This is a genomic window from Sphingomonas sp. BK235, from assembly GCF_004345855.1.
Taxonomy (GTDB): Bacteria; Pseudomonadota; Alphaproteobacteria; order Sphingomonadales; family Sphingomonadaceae; genus Sphingomonas.
This window is the reverse complement of sequence record NZ_SLXN01000007.1, coordinates 35,298-53,914: the sequence shown is the minus strand read 5'-3', so window position 1 is coordinate 53,914 and position 18,617 is coordinate 35,298. Positions and strand designations below refer to the sequence as shown.

Here is an 18,617-nt window from a genome sequence, read left to right as displayed (position 1 = left end):
GATGGAGCCCCTCAGCCCGCGATCGCCCAGGTGATCGCGGCGGTGAGCCCGATCAGCATGACGAACGCGTAGGTATAGACATAGCCGGTCTGCAGGCGGCCGGCGACGCGGCTGCCGACCTGCACCACCCAGGCCGAACCGTTCGGCCCGAACCGGTCGATCGTCCCCTCGTCGCCGCGGTGCCACAGCAGGCGACCGATCGCGAAGGCGGGGCGGACGAACAGGAAGTGGTACAGCTCGTCGAAATACCATTTCCGCAGCAGGAACTGGTAGAGCGGCTGGAAGGTGTCGACGAACTTCGCCGGCGCCTCGGGCGAGCGGATGTAGGTCAGGTATGCGATCAGCAGGCCCGACAGCATCACGATCGTCGCCGCCAGCTGCACCAGCAGCGGCACCTGGTGCATCTCGTGCATGAGATGCTCGTTGAAATAGAGCGCCCCCTTCCAGAAGCCGCCCGCCGTCTCCGGGTCGATGAACCAGTGATGGAAGACGAAGCCCGAGGCGACCGCGCCGATCGACAGCACGATCAGCGGGATCAGCATCGCCACCGGGCTCTCGTGCGGGTGGTAGCCGCCGGTTCCCTTGGGGATCTCGTTGAACCCGCGCGATTCCACCGCCGGCGCGTGGCCCGCATCCTCGCCCGCGGGGTCGGGATGGTGCGCGTCGTCGTGGCCGTGCGCGTGCGCGCTGCCGTGCTCGGCCGCGTGCGCCTCATGCCCATGGGCGTCGTGCGCATGGGCATGCGCGTCGCCGTGCGCGTCGTGGAGCGCGTGCTGGATATGCTCCGACGCGGCCCAGCGCGGCTCGCCCCAGAAGGTGAGGAACATCAGGCGCCACGAGTAGAAGCTCGTCAGCAGCGCGGCGAACACGCCCACCATCGAGGCCACGGGCGAGCCGGCCGCCCAGGCCACCTCAATGATCGCGTCCTTGGAGTGATAGCCCGCGAAGCCGCCGATCCCGTAGATGCCGACGCCGGTGATCGCCAGCGTGCCGAGCAGCATGCCCCAGAAGGTGATCGGGATCGCCTTCCGCAGCCCGCCGTAGAAGCGCATGTCCTGCTCGTGATGCATCGCGTGGATCACCGAGCCCGCGCCGAGGAACAGCAGCGCCTTGAAGAAGGCGTGCGTGAACAGGTGGAACATCGCCGCGCCATAGGCGCCGACGCCCGCGGCGAAGAACATGTAGCCCAGCTGCGAGCAGGTCGAATAGGCGATCACGCGCTTGATGTCGGTCTGCGTCGTGCCGACGGTCGCGGCGAACAGGCAGGTCGCGGCGCCGATGAAGGTCACGAAGCCCATCGCGGTCGGCGAGGTCTGGAACATCGGCGACAGGCGGCACACCATGAACACGCCCGCGGTCACCATCGTCGCGGCATGGATCAGCGCCGACACCGGGGTCGGGCCCTCCATCGCGTCGGGCAGCCAGGTGTGCAGGCCGAGCTGCGCCGACTTGCCCATCGCGCCGACGAACAGCAGCAGGCACAGCACCGTCATCGTGTCGGCGCGGAACCACAGGAAGCCGATCGTCGAGCCCGCCATCGACGGCGCCGCGGCGAGGATCGCGGGGATCGAGACGGTGTCGAAGACGAGATAGGTGCCGAAGATGCCGAGCATGAAGCCGAGGTCGCCGACGCGGTTGACGACGAACGCCTTGATCGCCGCGGCATTGGCGCTCGGCTTGCGGAACCAGAAGCCGATCAGCAGATAGCTCGCGAGGCCAACGCCCTCCCAGCCGAAGAACATCTGGATGAGATTGTCCGCGGTCACCAGCATCAGCATCGCGAAGGTGAACAGCGACAGATAGGCGAAGAAGCGCGGCTGGTCCGGGTCCTCCGCCATATAGCCCCAGCTATACAGGTGGACCAGCGCCGAGACGCTGGTGATCACCACCAGCATCACCGCGGTCAGCGCGTCGACGCGCAGCGCCCAGGACACGTCGAACGTGCCCGAGTGGATGAAGTGCAGCACCGGGGTCACCGTCGCTTGGTTGGCGCCGGTGAGGAAGCCGATGAAGATCGGCCACGACAGCGCGCTCGCGAGGAACAGCCCGCCGGTGGTGACCGCCTTGGGCAACGTCGCGCCGAACGACTTGTTGGCGAAGCCGGCGACGATCGCCGCGACCAGCGGCACGAAAACGATGAAGAGGATCGACGTCACGGGCGGATTACCCCTTCATCCGGCTGGGATCGTCGACCGAGATCGAGCCGCGGCCGCGGAAGAAGATCACGAGGATGGCGAGCCCGATCGCGGCCTCGCCGGCCGCGACGGTCAGCACGAACATCGCGAATACCTGGCCGACCAGGTCGTTGAGCGCCGCCGAGAAGGCGACGAGGTTGATGTTCACCGCCAGCAGGATCAGCTCGATCGCCATCAGGATGACGATGATGTTCTTGCGGTTCAGGAAGATGCCCAGCACCCCCATGGTGAACAGCAGCGCCGCCACCACCAGATAGTGGATCAGGCCGACCCCGCCCGACATGGCTCCGCTCACAGCTGTACCCCCTGGCCGATCTCCGGCCGCATGTTGCGCGTCGCGTCCTGCGGCCGCCGCGCGTTCTGCCGCGCGATATTCTGGTAGCGCGAGCCCGACCGCTCGCGGTGGGTCAGCACGATCGCGCCGATCATCGCCACCAGCAGCACCAGCCCCGCGCCCTCGAAGATGAAAAGGTAGCGCGTGTACAGCAGCTCGCCGATCTGGACGATGTTCGACTTGGCCGCGACAGTCGGCGCCGCGCGCCGCGCGAGGTCGATCCCGCCCGCGCTCCACGCGCCGACGCCGATCAGGATCTCCGCCACCAGCGCCACCGCCAGCACCAGGCCGATGCCGAAATAGCGCACGAATCCCGCGCGCAGCTCGGCGAAGTCGATGTCGAGCATCATCACCACGAACAGGAACAGCACCGCGACCGCGCCGACATAGACGATCACCAGCAGCATGGCGATGAACTCGGCGCCGACCAGCACCATCAGCCCGGCGGCGTTGAAGAAGGCGAGGATCAACCACAGCACCGAATGGACCGGGTTGCGCGACGAGATCGTCATCGCGCCCGAGACCAGCACGACGATAGCGAAGAGATAGAAGGCGATGGCCTGGATCATCTCACGCTGCCCCTGTTTCGGCACCGCGGCGGCGCGCGGTCGAGAGAACCGCGGCGGTGGCCGCGGTGGTGTCCGTCAGAATCATGTCGACCCCTGAAATCACGCGAGCGCCTACCGGTACGGCGCGTCGGCGGCAAGGTTGGCCGCGATCGCGCGCTCCCACCGATCGCCGTTGTCGAGCAGCTTGGCCTTGTCGTAGATCAGCTCCTCGCGCGTCTCGGTGGCGAACTCGAAGTTCGGCCCCTCCACCACGGCGTCGACCGGGCATGCCTCCTGGCACAGGCCGCAATAGATGCACTTGGTCATGTCGATGTCGTAGCGCGTCGTGCGGCGGCTGCCGTCGTCGCGCGGCTCGGCCTCGATCGTGATCGCCTGCGCGGGGCACACCGCCTCGCACAATTTGCACGCGATGCAGCGCTCCTCGCCGTTGGGATAGCGGCGCAGCGCATGCTCGCCGCGGAAGCGCGGGCTGATCGGGTTCTTCTCGAACGGATAGTTGATCGTCGCCTTCGGCTTGAAGAAATACTTAAACGTCAGCGCGTGCGCCTTCACGAACTCGTAGAGCGTGAACGCCTTGATCGTCTGCGCGATACCCATCTTCAAACTCCCACGCGCATGAACATCAGCACGCCCGACACCAGGAACACCCAGAACAACGACAGCGGCAGGAACACCTTCCACCCCAGTCGCATCAGCTGGTCGTAGCGGTAGCGCGGCACCGTCGCCTTGATCCACGAGAACACGAAGAAGAAGGTGAGGATCTTGATGAACAGCCAGATGATCCCCGGCACCGCGTACAGCGGCGCCCAGTCGAGCGGCGGCAGGTAGCCGCCCCAGAACAGCGTCGCGTTGAGCGTGCACATCAGCAGCACGTTTGCGTACTCGCCGAGCCAGTAGAGCGCGAACGCCATCGAGCTATATTCGGTCTGATAGCCAGCGACGAGCTCGCTCTCCGCCTCGGTGAGATCGAACGGCGCGCGCTGCGTCTCCGCCAGCGACGAGATCAGGAACACCACGCTCATCGGGAACAGCAGGGGATTGAACCCGAAGCCGTTGATGAAGCCGTACAGCCCCTTCTGCGCCTCGACGATCGCGGTGAGGTTGAACGACCCCGCCCACATCACCACCGAGATCAGCACGAAGCCGATCGCGACCTCGTAGCTCACCATCTGCGCCGCGGCGCGGATCGCCGAGAAGAACGGATATTTCGAGTTGGACGACCAGCCCGCGAGGATGATGCCGTACACGCCCAGCGACGATGCGGCGAGTACGTAGAGCAGCCCGACGTTGATGTCGGCGAGCACCACGCTCGGCTGGAACGGCACCACCGCCCAGACGATCAGCGCGACCGTGAAGGTGATGATGGGCGCGAGCAGGAACAGCCCGCGGTTCGCCGCGGCGGGGACGATCGTCTCCTGCAGGAACACCTTGAGCCCGTCGGCGAAGGATTGGAGCAGCCCGAACGGGCCGACCACGTTGGGGCCGCGGCGCAACGCCATTGCGGCCCAGATCTTGCGGTCGGCGTAGATGATCATCGCCACCGACAGCATCAGCGGCAGCGCGATCGTGAGGATGCCGACGATCGTCGCCAGGAACCACGCCCAGCCATAGGGCAGGCCCACGGTCGTGTTGAAGAATGCGGTCATGTCTACTTCACCGTCACCCCGGCGAGTGCCGGGGTCCAGTCGCGTGAGGGATGGAGCTGGATTCCGGCCTTCACCGGACTGTCCGAAAACCTGCCGTCATCCCGGACTTGGTCCGGGATCCACCGTGCCGCAGACCCATGGCGTATTGTTCCCGCGGAACCGTGGATCCCGGAACAAGTCCGGGATGACGGTGGGGAGGAACGCCGAGATCCCGTCTCCGGCGAGATGACCGCCATGGACAATGACCGGCTCACTCCGCCGCCTCCGCGAAACTCTCACCATGGACCAGCTCGGCCGAGCAGCGCTGCATCGTCGGCGACGCGCGGCAGATCGCGTTGGTGAGGTAGAAGTCCTTGATCGGATAGCCGTCGAGCACGCCCTCGGCGGTGCCGCCGAGCGCCGGCGGGTTCCACGCGAAGGTCTTGAGCCCCAGCGTCGCCAGCTCGGGGCAGTCGAGCGCCATCGCCGCGCGCAGCTCGTCGATCGTGTCGAACGCCAGCGTGCGACCGAGCTTCTCGCTCAGCGCGCGGAAGATCGTCCAGTCCTCGCGCGCGTCGCCCGGCGGGAACACCGCGCGTTCGCCGCGCTGCACGCGCCCCTCGAGATTGACGTAGGTGCCCGATTTCTCGGCATAGCTCGCCGCCGGCAGGATCACGTCGGCATGGTGCGCGCCGCGATCGCCGTGGTGGCCGACATAGACCTTGAAGCCGGTGAAGCGTGCGTGATCGCACTCGTCGGCGCCGAGGAAGAAGCTCAGCTTGGCGTCATACAGCGCTGAGATACCAGCCTTCTGCGCGTAGCCGAGCATCAGCCCGCCCATCCGGCTCGCAGCCATGTGGACGACGTTGAAGCCGTTCCAGCCATCCTTCACGAGGCCCAACTTGTCGACCAGACCGAGCGCCGCGCCGTGCGCGCCCTTGAGCGCCGCGCCGCCGACGATCACCATCGGCTTGGCCGCCTTGCCGAACGCCTCGGTGACGCGCTCGGGCAGGCTGCCGAGCACCGCCAGATCGGCGCCGAGCCACTCGACCTTGTAGGTCAGCTCGGTCTCGGGGCCGATCGCGAAGACCTTGGCGCCCTTCTTGATCGCCTTGCGGATGCGCGTGTTCACCAGCGGCGCCTCCCAGCGCAGGTTGGTGCCCACCAGCAGGATCGCGTCCGCCTCCTCGGTGCCCGCGATCGTGGTGTTGAAGTTCACCGCGGCGAGGCTGGACGTGTCATAGTCCATCCCCGTCTGCCGCCCCTCGAGCAGCGACGAGCCGAGCTCCTTGAGCAGCGCCTTGGCCGCGAACATCGTCTCGCAGTCGACCAGGTCGCCCGCGACCGCGGCGACCGAGCCGCCATGATCGACCGAAGCGATCGCCGCGAACGCCTCGTCCCAGCTGACCGGGTGGAGCTTGCCGTCGCGCCGCACATAGGGGCGGTCGAGCCGCTTGCGCACCAGGCCGTCGACGGCGTGGCGCGTCTTGTCGGTCGCCCACTCCTCGTTGACCTCGTCGTTGACGCGGGGCACGCAGCGCAGCACCTGGCGGCCGCGGCTGTCGAGCCGGATGTTGGTGCCGACCGCGTCCATCACGTCGATCGTCAGCGTCTTGCGCAGCTCCCACGGGCGCGCCTCGAAGGCATAGGGCTTGCTGGTCAGCGCGCCGACCGGGCACAGGTCGACGACGTTGCCCGACAGCTCGCTCGACACCGCCTCCTCGAGATAGGAGGTGATCTGCATGTTCTCGCCGCGGTAGATCGCGCCGATCTCCTCGACGCCGGCGACCTCCTCGGCGAAGCGCACGCAGCGCGTGCACTGGATGCAGCGGGTCATGATCGTCTTGACGATCGGGCCCATGTATTTCTCGGTCACGGCGCGCTTGTTCTCGGCGTAGCGCGAGTGGCCGCGGCCATAGGCGACCGACTGGTCCTGCAGGTCGCACTCGCCGCCCTGATCGCAGATCGGGCAGTCGAGCGGATGGTTGATCAGCAGGAATTCCATGATGCCCTCACGGGCATGCTTCACCATCGGCGTGGTGGTGAAGATCTCCTGATTCTCCGCGGCCGGCAGCGCGCACGACGCCTGCGGCTTGGGCGGCCCTGGCTTCACCTCGACGAGGCACATCCGGCAGTTGCCCGCGATCGACAGCCGCTCGTGGTAGCAGAAGCGCGGGATCTCCTTGCCGGCGAGCTCGCACGCCTGCAGCACGGTGGCGCCCTGCGGCACCTCGATCTCGACTCCGTCGACTTTGACCTTTGGCATTACTCAGTCTCTTCCGTCAGATCGAGACGACGCTCGATGCGATCGAGCCGATGGTTGATCCCGGTGACCTCGGCGTTGGTGCTGAACTGCGACGTCACGATCCCGCGCACGAAATCCTCGAGCGCCGAGAAGCGCATGCCCTGCGCCGAGATGTCGCGCTTGAGCGAGGCGATGTCGCCCTGCATGCGGCGCAAAATCTCGAGGATCAGGTTGCCCTGCTCTAGCGTCACTCCGCGGCCTCCTGCATCGGCGCGAGGTCGCCCGCGCCGTGGCGCTCGTTGATGCGGCGCTCCAGCTCAGGGCGGAAGTGGCGGATCAGCCCCTGGATCGGCCAGGCCGCGGCGTCGCCGAGCGCGCAGATCGAGTGGCCCTCGACCTGCTTGGTGACCTGCTGGAGCATGTCGATCTCGGAGATATCGGCGTCACCGGTGCGCAGCCGCTCCATCACGCGCCACATCCAGCCGGTGCCCTCGCGGCACGGCGTGCACTGGCCGCAGCTCTCGTGCTTGTAGAAATAGGACAGCCGGCTGATCGCGCGGACGACGTCGGTCGACTTGTCCATCACGATCACCGCCGCGGTGCCGAGCCCCGAGCCGACCGCCTTGAGGCCGTCGAAGTCCATCGGCGCGTCCATGATGTCCTTGGCGGGCACCAACGGCACCGACGACCCGCCCGGGATCACCGCGAGCAGATTGTCCCAGCCGCCGCGGATCCCGCCGCAATGCTTCTCGATCAGCTCGCGGAACGGGATGCTCATCGCCTCTTCGACGACGCACGGCGTGTTCACGTGACCCGAGATCTGGAAGAGCTTGGTGCCCTTGTTGTTCTCCGCGCCGAAGCTGGAGAACCACGAAGCGCCGCGCCGCAGGATCGTCGGCGCGACCGCGATCGACTCGACGTTGTTCACTGTCGTCGGGCAGCCGTACAGGCCGGCACCCGCCGGGAACGGCGGCTTGAGACGCGGCTGGCCCTTCTTGCCCTCGAGGCTCTCGAGCATCGCGGTCTCTTCGCCGCAGATGTACGCGCCCGCGCCGCGGTGGACGAAGACGTCGAAGTCATAGCCCGAGCCGCAGGCATTCTTACCGACGAGGCCCTTGTCATAGGCCTCGGCGACCGCCGCGAACAGCGTCTCGGCCTCGCGGATATATTCGCCGCGGATGTAGATGTACGCCGCCCGCGCGCGCATCGCGAAGCCCGCGACCAGCGCGCCCTCGATCAGCTTGTGCGGATCGTGGCGGATGATCTCGCGGTCCTTGCACGAGCCCGGCTCGGACTCGTCGGCGTTGATCACCAGGAAGTTCGGCCGGTCGGGCTTCGGCTCCTTGGGCATGAACGACCATTTGGTGCCGGTCGGGAAACCGGCCCCGCCGCGCCCGCGCAGCCCCGACGCCTTGATGACGTCGATGATCTTTTCCTGCCCCAGCTCGAGCAGCGCCTTGGTATTGTCCCAGTCGCCGCGTGCCATCGCAGCGTCGAGCCGCCACGACTGATAGCCGTAGACGTTGGTGAAGATGCGGTCCTTGTCGGCGAGCATCACGCGTTCCCATCCCGCAGGTCGATCCGGCGCTCGATCCGGTCGAGCCTGCCCTCGATCCGGTCCAGCCGATGCGTGATCCCGGCGTTCGACACGGTGAGGCCCGAGAGATGGTCCTCCACCGACGCCATGCGCATCTTCAGGTCACCCAATTCCAGGCCGAACGAGTCCATCTTACCGTTCAATCGCTTGAGCAGCTCCAAGGTGTGGCTGGCGATGTCGATCTCAGCCATCACGCCCACTCCCCACGATAATCGTGGTTCTCGGTCACCATCGCGGTCAGCGAGGTCGGGCCGCCCTTGGGCTCGACGGTGTGGCGGCCGGGCTCCTGCGTGCCGGGCTTGGGCGTCTGGCCGTTGGCGAGCGCCTCGATGATCGCCACGGTGCGATCATAGTCGAGGTCCTCGTAATTGTCGTCGTTGATCTGGACCATCGGCGCCGAGGCGCAATTGCCCATACACTCCACCTCGGTGAGCGTGAACAGGCCGTCGGGCGTGGTCTTGCCCTTGATCAGCCCCTTGTTCTTGCACGCCGCGAGCACGTCGTCCGAGCCGCGCAGCATGCACGGCGTGGTGCCGCACACCTGGACGTGGAAGCGGCCGACCGGCGCGAGGTTGAACATCGTGTAGAAGGTCGCGACCTCGTACACGCGCATGTACGGCACGCCGATCTCGCGCGCGACGAACTCGATCACGGGCACGGGCAGCCAGCCCTGCGTCTGCGTCTCGGCGCCGACCTGGCGCTGCGCGAGATCGAGCAGCGGGATCGAGGCCGACTGCTCGCGGCCCTTGGGATAGCGCGCGAGGATCGCGTCGCGCTTGGCGCGGCTGTCGTCGTTCCACTGGAACGCGCCCCAGCGCGCGCGGGTCTCGGCCTCGTCGGGAATGGTAGGTGCGTCGGCCATCAGCGGTGATCCGTCAGTTCCAAACGTCGCTCGACGCGCGACAGACGCTCCTCGACACGATCGAGGCGCCTGTTCAAGCCGCTCATCTGCAACAACATATTGCCCAAATATTCGTCAGTGGCGGTCGCCCGTGCCTTCAACTCACCCATGTCGAAGCGGAGCTCCGCCATGTCAGTCTGCATCTTCTGCAAGACCGCGTAGATCAGGTCGTTGGTAACCGCCATGGTCACCGATCGCACTCGCCGAACACGATATCCATCGCGCCCAGGATCGCCGTGGTGTCCGCGAGCATGTGGCCGCGGCTCATGAAGTCCATCGCCTGGAGATGCGAGAAAGCGGTCGGGCGGATCTTGCAGCGATACGGCTTGTTCGAGCCGTCGCTCACCAGATACACGCCGAACTCGCCCTTGGGGCTCTCGGTCGCGACGTACACTTCGCCCGCGGGGACGTGATAGCCCTCAGTGTAGAGCTTGAAGTGGTGGATCAACGCCTCCATCGAGCGCTTCATCTCGGCGCGCTTGGGCGGCACCACCTTGCGGTCGGTCGAGGCGATCGGCCCCTCCGGCATCTCGGCGAGGCACTGCTTCATGATCCGCGCCGACTGGCGGACCTCCTCGACGCGCACCATGAACCTATCGTAGCAGTCGCCACGCGTGCCCACCGGCACGTCGAAGTCCATCCGATCGTAGACGTCATAGGGCTGCGACTTGCGCAGGTCCCAGGGAATGCCCGCGGCGCGGATCATCGGCCCCGAGAAGCCCCAGCGGATCGCGTCCTCGCGGCTCACCGTCGCGATGTCGACGTTGCGCTGCTTGAAGATGCGGTTGTCCGCCACCAGGCTGATCGCGTCCTCGAACAGCCGCGGCAGCCGCGTGTCGAGCCAGTCGGCGATGTCGGTCAGCAGCTTGAGCGGCACGTCCTGGTGGACACCGCCGGGCCGGAAATAATTGTGGTGCATCCGCGCGCCGGTGGCGCGCTCGAGGAAGCCGTAGCAATCCTCGCGGATCTCGAACAGCCACAGGTTCGGCGTCATCGCGCCGACGTCCATGACGTGCGAGCCCAGGTTGAGCATGTGGTTGGAGATGCGCGTCAGCTCGGCGAAGAACACACGCAGATACTGGGCGCGGAGCGGCACCTCGAGATCGAGCAATTTCTCGATCGCCAGCACGAAGGTGTGCTCCATGCACGCGGGCGAGCAGTAGTCGAGCCGGTCGAAATACGGGATCGCCTGCGCGTAGGTCTTGTACTCGATCAGCTTCTCGGTGCCGCGGTGGAGCAGCCCGACGTGCGGGTCGATCCGCTCGATGATCTCGCCGTCCAGCTCCATCACGAGGCGGAGCACGCCGTGCGCGGCCGGATGCTGCGGCCCGAAGTTGATCGTGTAGTTCTGGATCGCGACGTCACCCTCGCTCGGGTGCGCGGCGTCGGTGGCGTGGACGATCTTCTCCAACGCGGGATCGACCTCGCGGTCGACCGCCTGGTCCTTGTCGACGAGCATGTCGGTCATTGGTTCTGCCCTCCGCCCTTCGTCGGCACGACGTCGGGGTCGGCCGGCTTGGGCGCGCCGGCGGATTCGCTGCGACCCGCGCCGGTCTCGGCGGTACTGGTCGCATCCTTCTTGGCATACGGCTCGCTCGAGCCGCCGCCAGGCTGCTTCGGCGTCTCGGTCGCGCCGGCCTTCTGGATCTCGGTCGCGGTCGCGGGCGTCGGCGCACCCTTCGCCTCCGGCAGCTTCGCCTTCTCGTCGCCGGGCAGCACGTACTCGGCTCCCTCCCACGGGCTCATGAAGTCGAACGTGCGGAAATCCTGCGCGAGCTTCACCGGCTCGTACACGACGCGCTTCTGCTCCTCGGAGTAGCGCATCTCGACGAAGCCGGTCAGCGGGAAGTCCTTGCGGAACGGGTGGCCGCGGAAGCCATAATCGGTGAGGATGCGGCGCAGGTCGCGGTTGCCCGCGAACAATACGCCGAACATATCGTATACCTCGCGCTCGAGCCAGCCGGCGACCGGCCACAGCTCGGTCACCGACGGCACTGGCGTGTCCTCGGTGGCGCCGACATGGACGTGGAGCCGGTGGTTGCGCGTCAGCGACAACAGGCAATAGACCACCTCGAACCGCTCCGCGCGATCCGGATAGTCGACGCCCGCGATCTCCATCAGCTGCTGATATTCGAGACCCGGCGTATCGCGCAGCGCGGTCAGCGCGTGCACCAGCGCCTCGCGCGTGACGTGCAGCTGCACCTCGCCCGCGATCTCGACCGCGTCGAGCAGGCCGGCGCCGATCGCGCCGCGCGCGGACTCGATCGTCGCGTCGTTGAGGTTCGCCGCATAAGCGGGAGCGGGCGCCCTCACCGTTCGATGCTCCCGGCACGGCGGATCTTCCGCTGCAGCTGCATCACGCCGTACAGCAACGCCTCCGCGGTCGGCGGGCAGCCGGGCACGTAGATGTCGACCGGCACGACGCGATCGCAGCCGCGCACGACGCTGTAGCTATAGTGATAATAGCCGCCGCCGTTGGCGCACGAGCCCATCGAGATGACGTACTTGGGCTCCGACATCTGGTCGTAGACCTTGCGTAGCGCCGGTGCCATCTTGTTGCAGAGCGTGCCCGCGACGATCATCACGTCCGACTGGCGCGGCGACGCGCGCGGCGCGGCGCCGAAGCGCTCCATGTCGTAGCGCGGCATGTTGACGTGGATCATCTCCACCGCGCAGCACGCCAGCCCGAAGGTCATCCACCAGAGCGAGCCGGTGCGCGCCCATTGGAACAGCTCCTCGGTCGAGGTGACCAGGAAGCCCTTGTCGTTGAGCTCGCCGTTCAGCCCGTCGAAGAAACCCTGATCGGGCGCGACGATACCGCCCGCCGGCTCCGGGTTGTTGACGAGCCCGATCGGCCCGGAGTGCGCCTCTACTCCCACTCCAGCGCTCCCTTCTTCCATGCGTATACCAGGCCGAGCGCGAGTTCGGCGATGAAGATCATCATCGAGATCCATGCGGTCCATCCGAGCGAGAAAACGCTTACTGCCCAAGGATATAGGAACGCCGCCTCGAGATCGAAGATGATGAACAGGATGGCAACGAGATAAAAACGAACGTCGAACTGCGAGCGGCTGTCCTCGAAGGCGGGGAAGCCGCACTCATATTCGGCCAGCTTCTCGGGCGTCGGCTTGGCCGCGCCGGTCAGCTTGGCGACCGCCATCGGCAGGAACACGAACGCGCTCGACAGCAGGAGCGCCACTCCCAGGAACAGGAGGATCGGCAGATATTGCGACAGATCGACCACTATGTCTCTCTCGCCTCTCTCGCAGGTGCGAATGGAATGCGGACGCTCTAGACCCGTGCCCGAGAGGGGGCAAGGCCGTGGGCGGTGAGAATGAATCGCAGGTGAACTGGCGCCGCGCCGGTGCGAGGTGCGCCGACGGAGCGGCTCCACGGCCCCGTCCGGGCTCCCCTGCAAATGGTGGGTGATAACCCCTGGATCACGTGTTCTCCCACGTACACGAGACGTCGCCGATGCTCCGCCAACATCGTCAACCCGGGCTTGACCCGGGATCCATGGTGCCGCGAGACCATCGGTCCGAGCGGACGTGGCCACATGGATCCCGGGTCGAGCCCGGGATGACGAGTGGGTTTGGAAGCGGTCTCGCGTGCGCGCGGATCCTAAGGCCAAGCGGAACGACGGCTGACAACGCCCGGAACTCCTAGGCTCCCTTGTGCGCGGGAGCACAAGGACATCCGGCCGCGCGATGCCCGCTCGGGACCACTCAGCGCAGCGCCTGCGCCACCATCTTGTGGAGCTTGGAATGCAGCCCATCGTTGGCGGCGAGGAACTCGTTGCGCTCGATCGGCTTGTCGCCGCCGCGGAAGTCGGTGACGAAGCCGCCCGCCTCCTTCACCAGCAGCATGCCCGCGGCGACGTCCCACAGCTTGAGGTCGCTCTCCCAATAAGCGTCGAAGCGCCCGGCGGCGACCCAGGCGAGGTCGAGCGCGGCGGCGCCGAGCCGCCGAATACCCGCGACCTGCGGCGCCACCGCGCCGAAGATCCGCGTCCATTGCACGAAGTCACCGTGACCCATGAAGGGGATCCCGGTCGCCACCAAGGCCTCGGACGGGTCGCGCCGCGACGACACGCGCAGCCGCTGGTCCTGCAGCCAGGCGCCGCGGCCCTTCTCGGCCCAGAAGCTCTCGTCGGTGAGCGGCTGGTAGACCAGCGCGGTGGTGATCTCGCGCTTGCCGTTGGGCAGCGGCTCCTCGACCGCGATCGAGATGCAGAAATGCGGCACGCCGTGGAGGAAGTTGCTGGTGCCGTCCAGCGGATCGATGATGAAGCGCGGCTTGCTCGGGTCACCCTCGACCGTGCCGCCCTCCTCCATCACGAAGCCCCAGTCGGGCCGGGCCTTGGAGAGCTCGTCGTACAGCGTCCGCTCGGCGCGCTGGTCGGCCTGGCTTACGAAGTCGGCGGGGCCCTTGCGGCTCACCTGGAGGTGCTGGACCTCGTTGAAGTCACGCCGCAGCCGCGGCGCGGCCTTGCGTGCGGCGCGCTCGATGACCGTGAACAGGCCGGAATGGGAAGGCATCTCGTCTTACTCCTCCCTCCGCGGCGGAGGGTCATCTTCGCTCCACTCGGTTGGGGAGTGGAGGCTATCTTCCCTCCCCCGCGAGGAAGGTGCCGTCGCTACCCTCTCCGTCATCCCGGGCTCGACCCGGGATCCATGGTGCCGCGCAGGCCGAGGCTTCAGCTCTCGCGGAACGATGGATCCCGGCTCAAGGCCGGGATGACGATCGTCAGACGTATTACCCGAACCTTCGGCAGGATCTCGCCGGGGAAGACTTGGCTCGAGTCAGTCCGCCCGGCGGACGTAGGTCTGCTCGTAGACGTCGACGACGATGCGCGTGCCGCTGCTGATATGCGGCGGCACCATCACGCGCACGCCATTGTCGAGGATCGCGGGCTTGTAGCTCGACGAGGCGGTCTGCCCCTTCACCACCGCGTCGGCCTCGACGATCACCGCCTCGATCGTGTCGGGCAGCTGCACGCTGATCGGCTCCTCGTCGTAGAGCTCCATCACCACGTCCATCCCGTCCTGCAGGAAGGCGGCGGCGTCGCCGAGCAGGTCGCGCGGCAGCGTCACCTGATCGTAGGTGTCCTTGTCCATGAACACGAGACCCTCGCCCTCGGCGAACAGGAACTGGAAGTCCTTGGTGTCGAGGCGGACACGCTCCACCGTCTCGGCCGAGCGGAAGCGGACGTTGTTCTTGCGGCCGTCGCGCAGGTTCTTGAGCTCGACCTGCATGTACGCCCCGCCCTTGCCGGGCTGGGTGTGCTGGATCTTGACCGCGCGCCAGATGCCGCCTTCGTACTCGATGATATTGCCGGGACGGATGTCCACGCCGCTGATCTTCATGGGGCTGTGCCTATGTCAACAGAACTGGGGCACCGCCGCTGGTCAGCGGGGCGCCGGGTGGCGCGGCTCTAGCGGCTGGCGGGGCTTACGGCAAGGAAAGGATAGGGATCGAGCGGCTCGCCCTGCCACCAGCCCGCCCCCGGCGGCATCCGGCTGACCCCGAAATGCAGGTGGTAATTGCCCGGCCCGGCGTCGCCGGTGTCGCCGACGAAGGCGATGACCTGCCCGGCGCGCACCGCCTGCCCCTCGGCCAGGCCGGGGGCATAGCCGGAGAGATGCGCGTAATAATATTCCCAAGTGCCGTCGGCCGAGCGCTGGTACAAAGTGGTACCGCCCAGCTTGCTCTGGAACAGCTTCTCGATCCGGCCATCGGCCGCGGCGAGCACCGGCGTGCCCTGCGACGCCATGATGTCGAGTCCTTGGTGCCCGCGCGTGCCGTCGCCGCGCGGCTCGCCCCAGGACGAGCGCAGCGCGGTGCGCGCCACGCCCGCGACCGGGACGAGCAGCTTGCCGGCGATCGCGGCGACCGGCGTCGGCGTGGCGGACGGTCTGGGGCTCGCCGCGGGGGCGCGCACCGTTGGCGCCGGCGCGCGGCCGGGCCGATGCGGCTCGATCAGCGACATGAAACCCGCGACCGCGACGACGATCAGCGTCAATATCCCCCAGCCGAGCTTCGTCACGCGCGCCTCACGCCTGGAACACCGCCTTGGCGCCGTTGCCGATCATCAGCGTCAGCCGCGCCACGTCCCAGTTCGCCATGCGGATGCAGCCGTGGCTCTCGCTGCGACCGATCGTCGCCGGCTCGGGCGTGCCGTGGATGCCGTAATGCGGCTTGGAGAGATCGATCCACACCACGCCGACGGGACCGTTCGGCCCCGGCGGCAGCATCGCCTTCTCGTCGTTCTTCTTGGCGTCCCAGAACAGGGCCGGATTATAGTGGAACTTGGGATTATAGTCCTTGCCCAGGATCTTCCACGTGCCGAGCGGCAGCGGATCGTGCTGGCTGCCCGTCGTCACCGGGAATTGCGCGATCAGCTTCCCCGCTTTGTCGAGCACGCGCAGCGAGCCTTCGGACTTGTCGACGACGATGCTGTCGCCCTGCGGCGAGGCGGCGTCGACGTTGAGCATGGTCAGCGTCTGGCGCCACTCCGGCTTGATGTCGCCCGGGTAGTTGCGCGAGGTCGGCAGCGCGTTGGGGAAGGTCACCGTCGCGCCCTGCGCGATCCGCGTCGCGGGCGAGTTGAGCGCCATCAGCACCGCGGGGGTGGTATGGAACATCTCGGCCAGCTTCTCCATCGGCGAGCGATACCCGAGCGTCGGCAGCTCGGCCTGCTTATTATAGTCGCGCGGGATCGCGCCGAGGAACGGACCGCGCACCATATCGGCGGTCAGCTTGATCGTGACGGTCGGCCGCGCCGCGCGATAGGGGTAGAGCGCGCGCATCGTCGCCGCGTCGGGCTTGCCCGTCTTGGGCAGTCCGCGGCTTTCCTGGAAGCCGCGCAGCGCGAGCTCGAGCGACTGCCCGCCGCGCCCGTCGAGGATGCCGGGCGCGAAGCCGAGATGGTCGAGGATCACCTGGACGTGGAGGATGTCGCGGTCGAGCGGCGGCGCGGCGGCGGGCGCCTGCGCGGCGGCGGCCAGAGGGCTCAACGCCGCGACGGCCGCGGTCAGAAGGAACTTGGAACGCATCGACACCACCTCTCACGGAACGTGTGAGAGGCGTAACGACTCAGCGGCTTCCCGGCTCCAGCACCGCGGCGAAGGCGCGCACCGCCGCCGCTTCGTCGCCGCCCCATACCGCGCCCGACACCGCGAGGAAGTCGGCGCCCGCCGCCACGAGCGGCGCGGCGTTGGCGGGCGTGATCCCGCCGATCGCCACCGCGGGCAACTCGAACACCGCCGACCACCATGACAGGATCACCGGCTCGGGGCGGTGCTTCACCTCCTTGGTGGTGGTGGGAAAGAAGCTGCCGAACGCGACATAGTCCGCGCCCGCCTCGCCCGCCTCCATCGCGAGATGGCGGCTGTCATGGCAGGTCACGCCGATCTGGACCGAGGGGCCGAGGATCGCGCGCGCCTCGCGCGGGTCGCCGTCTTCCTGCCCGAGATGGACGCCGTCGGCGCCGAGCCTTTTGGCAAGGCTGACGCTGTCATTGACGATGAAGGCGACGTCGCGCTCGGCGCAGAGGCGCTGGAGCGGCTCGGCCAGCCGCGCCGCCTGGTGCTGGTCCACGTCCTTCACGCGGAACTGGAACGCCGCGACCGGACCCGCGTCGAGCGCGCGCGCGAGCCGGTCGGGGAAGCTGCCGGTCACGTCGAGCGGCGAGATGAGGTAGAGCTGGCACGGCGGCCGGCGATCGTCGCGCTGGAAATTGACGGCAAAATCGGGATCGAGCGGGCCGAGCGGGTCGTCTGTCATGCGCGCTCGCCTAGCGGCTCCAGCGCGGCGGCGAAAGCCGCCGGATCGTCGAGCCGATGCGCGATGGCGCTGATCGCGCGCCGCCCCGGCAAGGGCGCGCGCAAGGTCACCAATACATTGGGAAAGGCGATCAGCGCGAGATTGAGCACGTCGCGTCGCTTCACGGTCGCGGCATCGAGACCGGACAGGCGGACCGCCGCGATCGCCCCACGCGCGATCACGACCGAGCGGAACGATCCCGCCCGCAACACCACCTGCTCCGCCGCGACGAGGACCGGCCGGCGGCGCAGCGAGGCGATCGCGCGACAGAGCCACACCAGCGCCACCAGCGACAGCGCCGACAAGGCCAGCGCGATCCGCGGGAACCACACGGAGAGCAGCGCATGGGTGACCAGCAGCTCGATCGTGGCGAGGCATGCGAGCACCCACAGCATCGGCGCGATGCCGCGATGATAGCTGAAGGTCATGGCCGGCTGATCCATCTCGCGCCCTCTCCTCGCGCGACATCATCATAGCGCACGCCGCGCCGCCACGCACGGCTGTCCCACCCGGCGGATCTCTGCCAGGACCGGCGCCACCGCCACAACAACGATCCTGCCCGCTCGCGGCGAGGATTACACGAGCCGATCATATAAATGGAGGCGATTTTAACAGTTTACACAAGGCTCTTCATGAACCTTCGTCAGCGTAACGCCGCAGACCTTCCCACCGCACAGCGTCTCGACATTGAGGAACATTCAGACCGGGCGCGCGCAAGCCAGGCCGCAGGAAACCTCACGAAAACATACGCATGCCTAACACGTCTCAGGCCGTTTCTCACCGAACCGCGCGAACAATGAGCTGCACGCGCGCGCTGCGCGAGCGACGCAACCCTCTCAACATTCGCGCGGCCGCCGGCCGTGCCCCCGCGCTCACACGGCGGCCGGCCCCGCCGGGGCGAAGAGCTGGAACCCGCCCGGCAGCCGCCGCGGGCGCTTGCCGGCGACGCTCTGCTCGATCGCGGCGATCGCGGCGAGCAGGTCCGCATGCGCATAGGGCTTGGCGAGAAAGCCGCTCGCCAGCGTCGCCGCCTCGTCGGGACAGGCGCCGGTGACGAACAGCACCGCGACCCCGCGCGTCCGCGCGGCGCGTGCCACCTCGGTGCCGCTGCCGTCGGCGAGGCGGACGTCGAGCAGCACGAGGTCGACCGCGCCGGCGCCTTCCAGCACCGCCACCGCATCGGCGACGCGATCGACCGTGGCGACGATCGTATAGCCCTGGTCGGTCAGCAGATGCTCCGCGTCGAAGGCGACCAGCGGCTCGTCCTCGACGAGCAGCAGCCGCTCCAGGATCCGCCGTTTCCGCCCGAAGACCATATGCCCTCACC

General features: G+C 67.5%; 22 protein-coding genes. All 22 read right to left on the bottom strand.

Features of this window, described 5'->3' with window-relative positions; genetic code table 11:
* Positions 1-11: 11 nt before the first annotated feature.
* A complete protein-coding gene (nuoL, locus tag EV292_RS17000; RefSeq protein WP_132910445.1) occupies positions 12-2,156 on the bottom strand; it encodes an NADH-quinone oxidoreductase subunit L in 2,145 nt (714 codons plus the stop codon).
* A gap of 7 nt (positions 2,157-2,163) precedes the next feature.
* Positions 2,164-2,478, bottom strand: coding sequence for an NADH-quinone oxidoreductase subunit NuoK (gene nuoK / locus EV292_RS16995; protein WP_132910444.1), 315 nt, complete (start codon positions 2,476-2,478; stop codon positions 2,164-2,166).
* A gap of 8 nt (positions 2,479-2,486) precedes the next feature.
* Positions 2,487-3,098, bottom strand: coding sequence for an NADH-quinone oxidoreductase subunit J (locus EV292_RS16990; RefSeq protein ID WP_132910443.1), 612 nt, complete (start codon positions 3,096-3,098; stop codon positions 2,487-2,489).
* Between the two features lie 111 nt (positions 3,099-3,209).
* Entirely contained in the window at positions 3,210-3,695 is a 486-nt protein-coding gene (gene nuoI, locus EV292_RS16985; RefSeq protein WP_132910442.1) for an NADH-quinone oxidoreductase subunit NuoI, read from the bottom strand.
* Between the two features lie 2 nt (positions 3,696-3,697).
* A complete protein-coding gene (gene nuoH / locus EV292_RS16980) occupies positions 3,698-4,744 on the bottom strand; it encodes an NADH-quinone oxidoreductase subunit NuoH (protein ID WP_132910441.1) in 1,047 nt (348 codons plus the stop codon).
* Positions 4,745-4,994: 250 nt separating this feature from the next.
* Positions 4,995-6,989 carry an NADH-quinone oxidoreductase subunit NuoG gene (gene nuoG, locus EV292_RS16975; protein ID WP_132910440.1) on the bottom strand — a complete coding sequence of 665 codons (1,995 nt, stop codon included), beginning with the start codon at positions 6,987-6,989 and terminating at the stop codon, positions 4,995-4,997.
* On the bottom strand, positions 6,989-7,219 hold the full coding sequence (locus EV292_RS16970; RefSeq protein ID WP_132910439.1) for a hypothetical protein: 231 nt from the start codon (positions 7,217-7,219) through the stop codon (positions 6,989-6,991). Before EV292_RS16970 ends, nuoG begins: the two co-directional genes overlap by 1 nt.
* On the bottom strand, positions 7,216-8,523 hold the full coding sequence (gene nuoF / locus EV292_RS16965; RefSeq protein ID WP_132910438.1) for an NADH-quinone oxidoreductase subunit NuoF: 1,308 nt from the start codon (positions 8,521-8,523) through the stop codon (positions 7,216-7,218). Before nuoF ends, EV292_RS16970 begins: the two co-directional genes overlap by 4 nt.
* Complete coding sequence (locus EV292_RS16960; protein ID WP_132910437.1) at positions 8,523-8,756, bottom strand: hypothetical protein; 234 nt, start codon at positions 8,754-8,756, stop codon at positions 8,523-8,525. The genes nuoF and EV292_RS16960 overlap by 1 nt, the downstream gene beginning before the upstream one ends.
* A complete protein-coding gene (locus tag EV292_RS16955) occupies positions 8,756-9,427 on the bottom strand; it encodes an NAD(P)H-dependent oxidoreductase subunit E (protein ID WP_132910436.1) in 672 nt (223 codons plus the stop codon). The genes EV292_RS16960 and EV292_RS16955 overlap by 1 nt, the downstream gene beginning before the upstream one ends.
* Positions 9,427-9,651 carry a hypothetical protein gene (locus EV292_RS16950; RefSeq protein ID WP_132910435.1) on the bottom strand — a complete coding sequence of 75 codons (225 nt, stop codon included), beginning with the start codon at positions 9,649-9,651 and terminating at the stop codon, positions 9,427-9,429. The genes EV292_RS16955 and EV292_RS16950 overlap by 1 nt, the downstream gene beginning before the upstream one ends.
* Positions 9,652-9,653: 2 nt before the next feature.
* Positions 9,654-10,934 carry an NADH-quinone oxidoreductase subunit D gene (locus EV292_RS16945; RefSeq protein WP_243693827.1) on the bottom strand — a complete coding sequence of 427 codons (1,281 nt, stop codon included), beginning with the start codon at positions 10,932-10,934 and terminating at the stop codon, positions 9,654-9,656.
* On the bottom strand, positions 10,931-11,779 hold the full coding sequence (locus EV292_RS16940; RefSeq protein ID WP_132910434.1) for an NADH-quinone oxidoreductase subunit C: 849 nt from the start codon (positions 11,777-11,779) through the stop codon (positions 10,931-10,933). Before EV292_RS16940 ends, EV292_RS16945 begins: the two co-directional genes overlap by 4 nt.
* Positions 11,776-12,366, bottom strand: coding sequence for an NADH-quinone oxidoreductase subunit B (locus EV292_RS16935; RefSeq protein WP_221190999.1), 591 nt, complete (start codon positions 12,364-12,366; stop codon positions 11,776-11,778). Before EV292_RS16935 ends, EV292_RS16940 begins: the two co-directional genes overlap by 4 nt.
* A complete protein-coding gene (gene ndhC, locus EV292_RS16930; protein ID WP_132910433.1) occupies positions 12,336-12,710 on the bottom strand; it encodes an NADH-quinone oxidoreductase subunit A in 375 nt (124 codons plus the stop codon). The genes EV292_RS16935 and ndhC overlap by 31 nt, the downstream gene beginning before the upstream one ends.
* A gap of 481 nt (positions 12,711-13,191) precedes the next feature.
* Positions 13,192-14,004: an inositol monophosphatase family protein gene (locus tag EV292_RS16925; protein ID WP_132910432.1), complete on the bottom strand. Its 813-nt coding sequence runs from the start codon at positions 14,002-14,004 to the stop codon at positions 13,192-13,194.
* A gap of 264 nt (positions 14,005-14,268) precedes the next feature.
* Positions 14,269-14,832: an elongation factor P gene (gene efp / locus EV292_RS16920; RefSeq protein WP_132910431.1), complete on the bottom strand. Its 564-nt coding sequence runs from the start codon at positions 14,830-14,832 to the stop codon at positions 14,269-14,271.
* A gap of 68 nt (positions 14,833-14,900) precedes the next feature.
* Complete coding sequence (locus tag EV292_RS16915; protein ID WP_132910430.1) at positions 14,901-15,512, bottom strand: M23 family metallopeptidase; 612 nt, start codon at positions 15,510-15,512, stop codon at positions 14,901-14,903.
* A gap of 7 nt (positions 15,513-15,519) precedes the next feature.
* Entirely contained in the window at positions 15,520-16,521 is a 1,002-nt protein-coding gene (locus EV292_RS16910) for a L,D-transpeptidase (protein WP_132910429.1), read from the bottom strand.
* Between the two features lie 40 nt (positions 16,522-16,561).
* Entirely contained in the window at positions 16,562-17,251 is a 690-nt protein-coding gene (gene thiE, locus EV292_RS16905) for a thiamine phosphate synthase (RefSeq protein WP_132910428.1), read from the bottom strand.
* A complete protein-coding gene (locus EV292_RS16900; protein ID WP_132910427.1) occupies positions 17,248-17,733 on the bottom strand; it encodes a hypothetical protein in 486 nt (161 codons plus the stop codon). The genes thiE and EV292_RS16900 overlap by 4 nt, the downstream gene beginning before the upstream one ends.
* Before the next feature lie 429 nt (positions 17,734-18,162).
* Complete coding sequence (locus EV292_RS16895; protein ID WP_132910426.1) at positions 18,163-18,606, bottom strand: response regulator; 444 nt, start codon at positions 18,604-18,606, stop codon at positions 18,163-18,165.
* Positions 18,607-18,617: the final 11 nt, after the last annotated feature.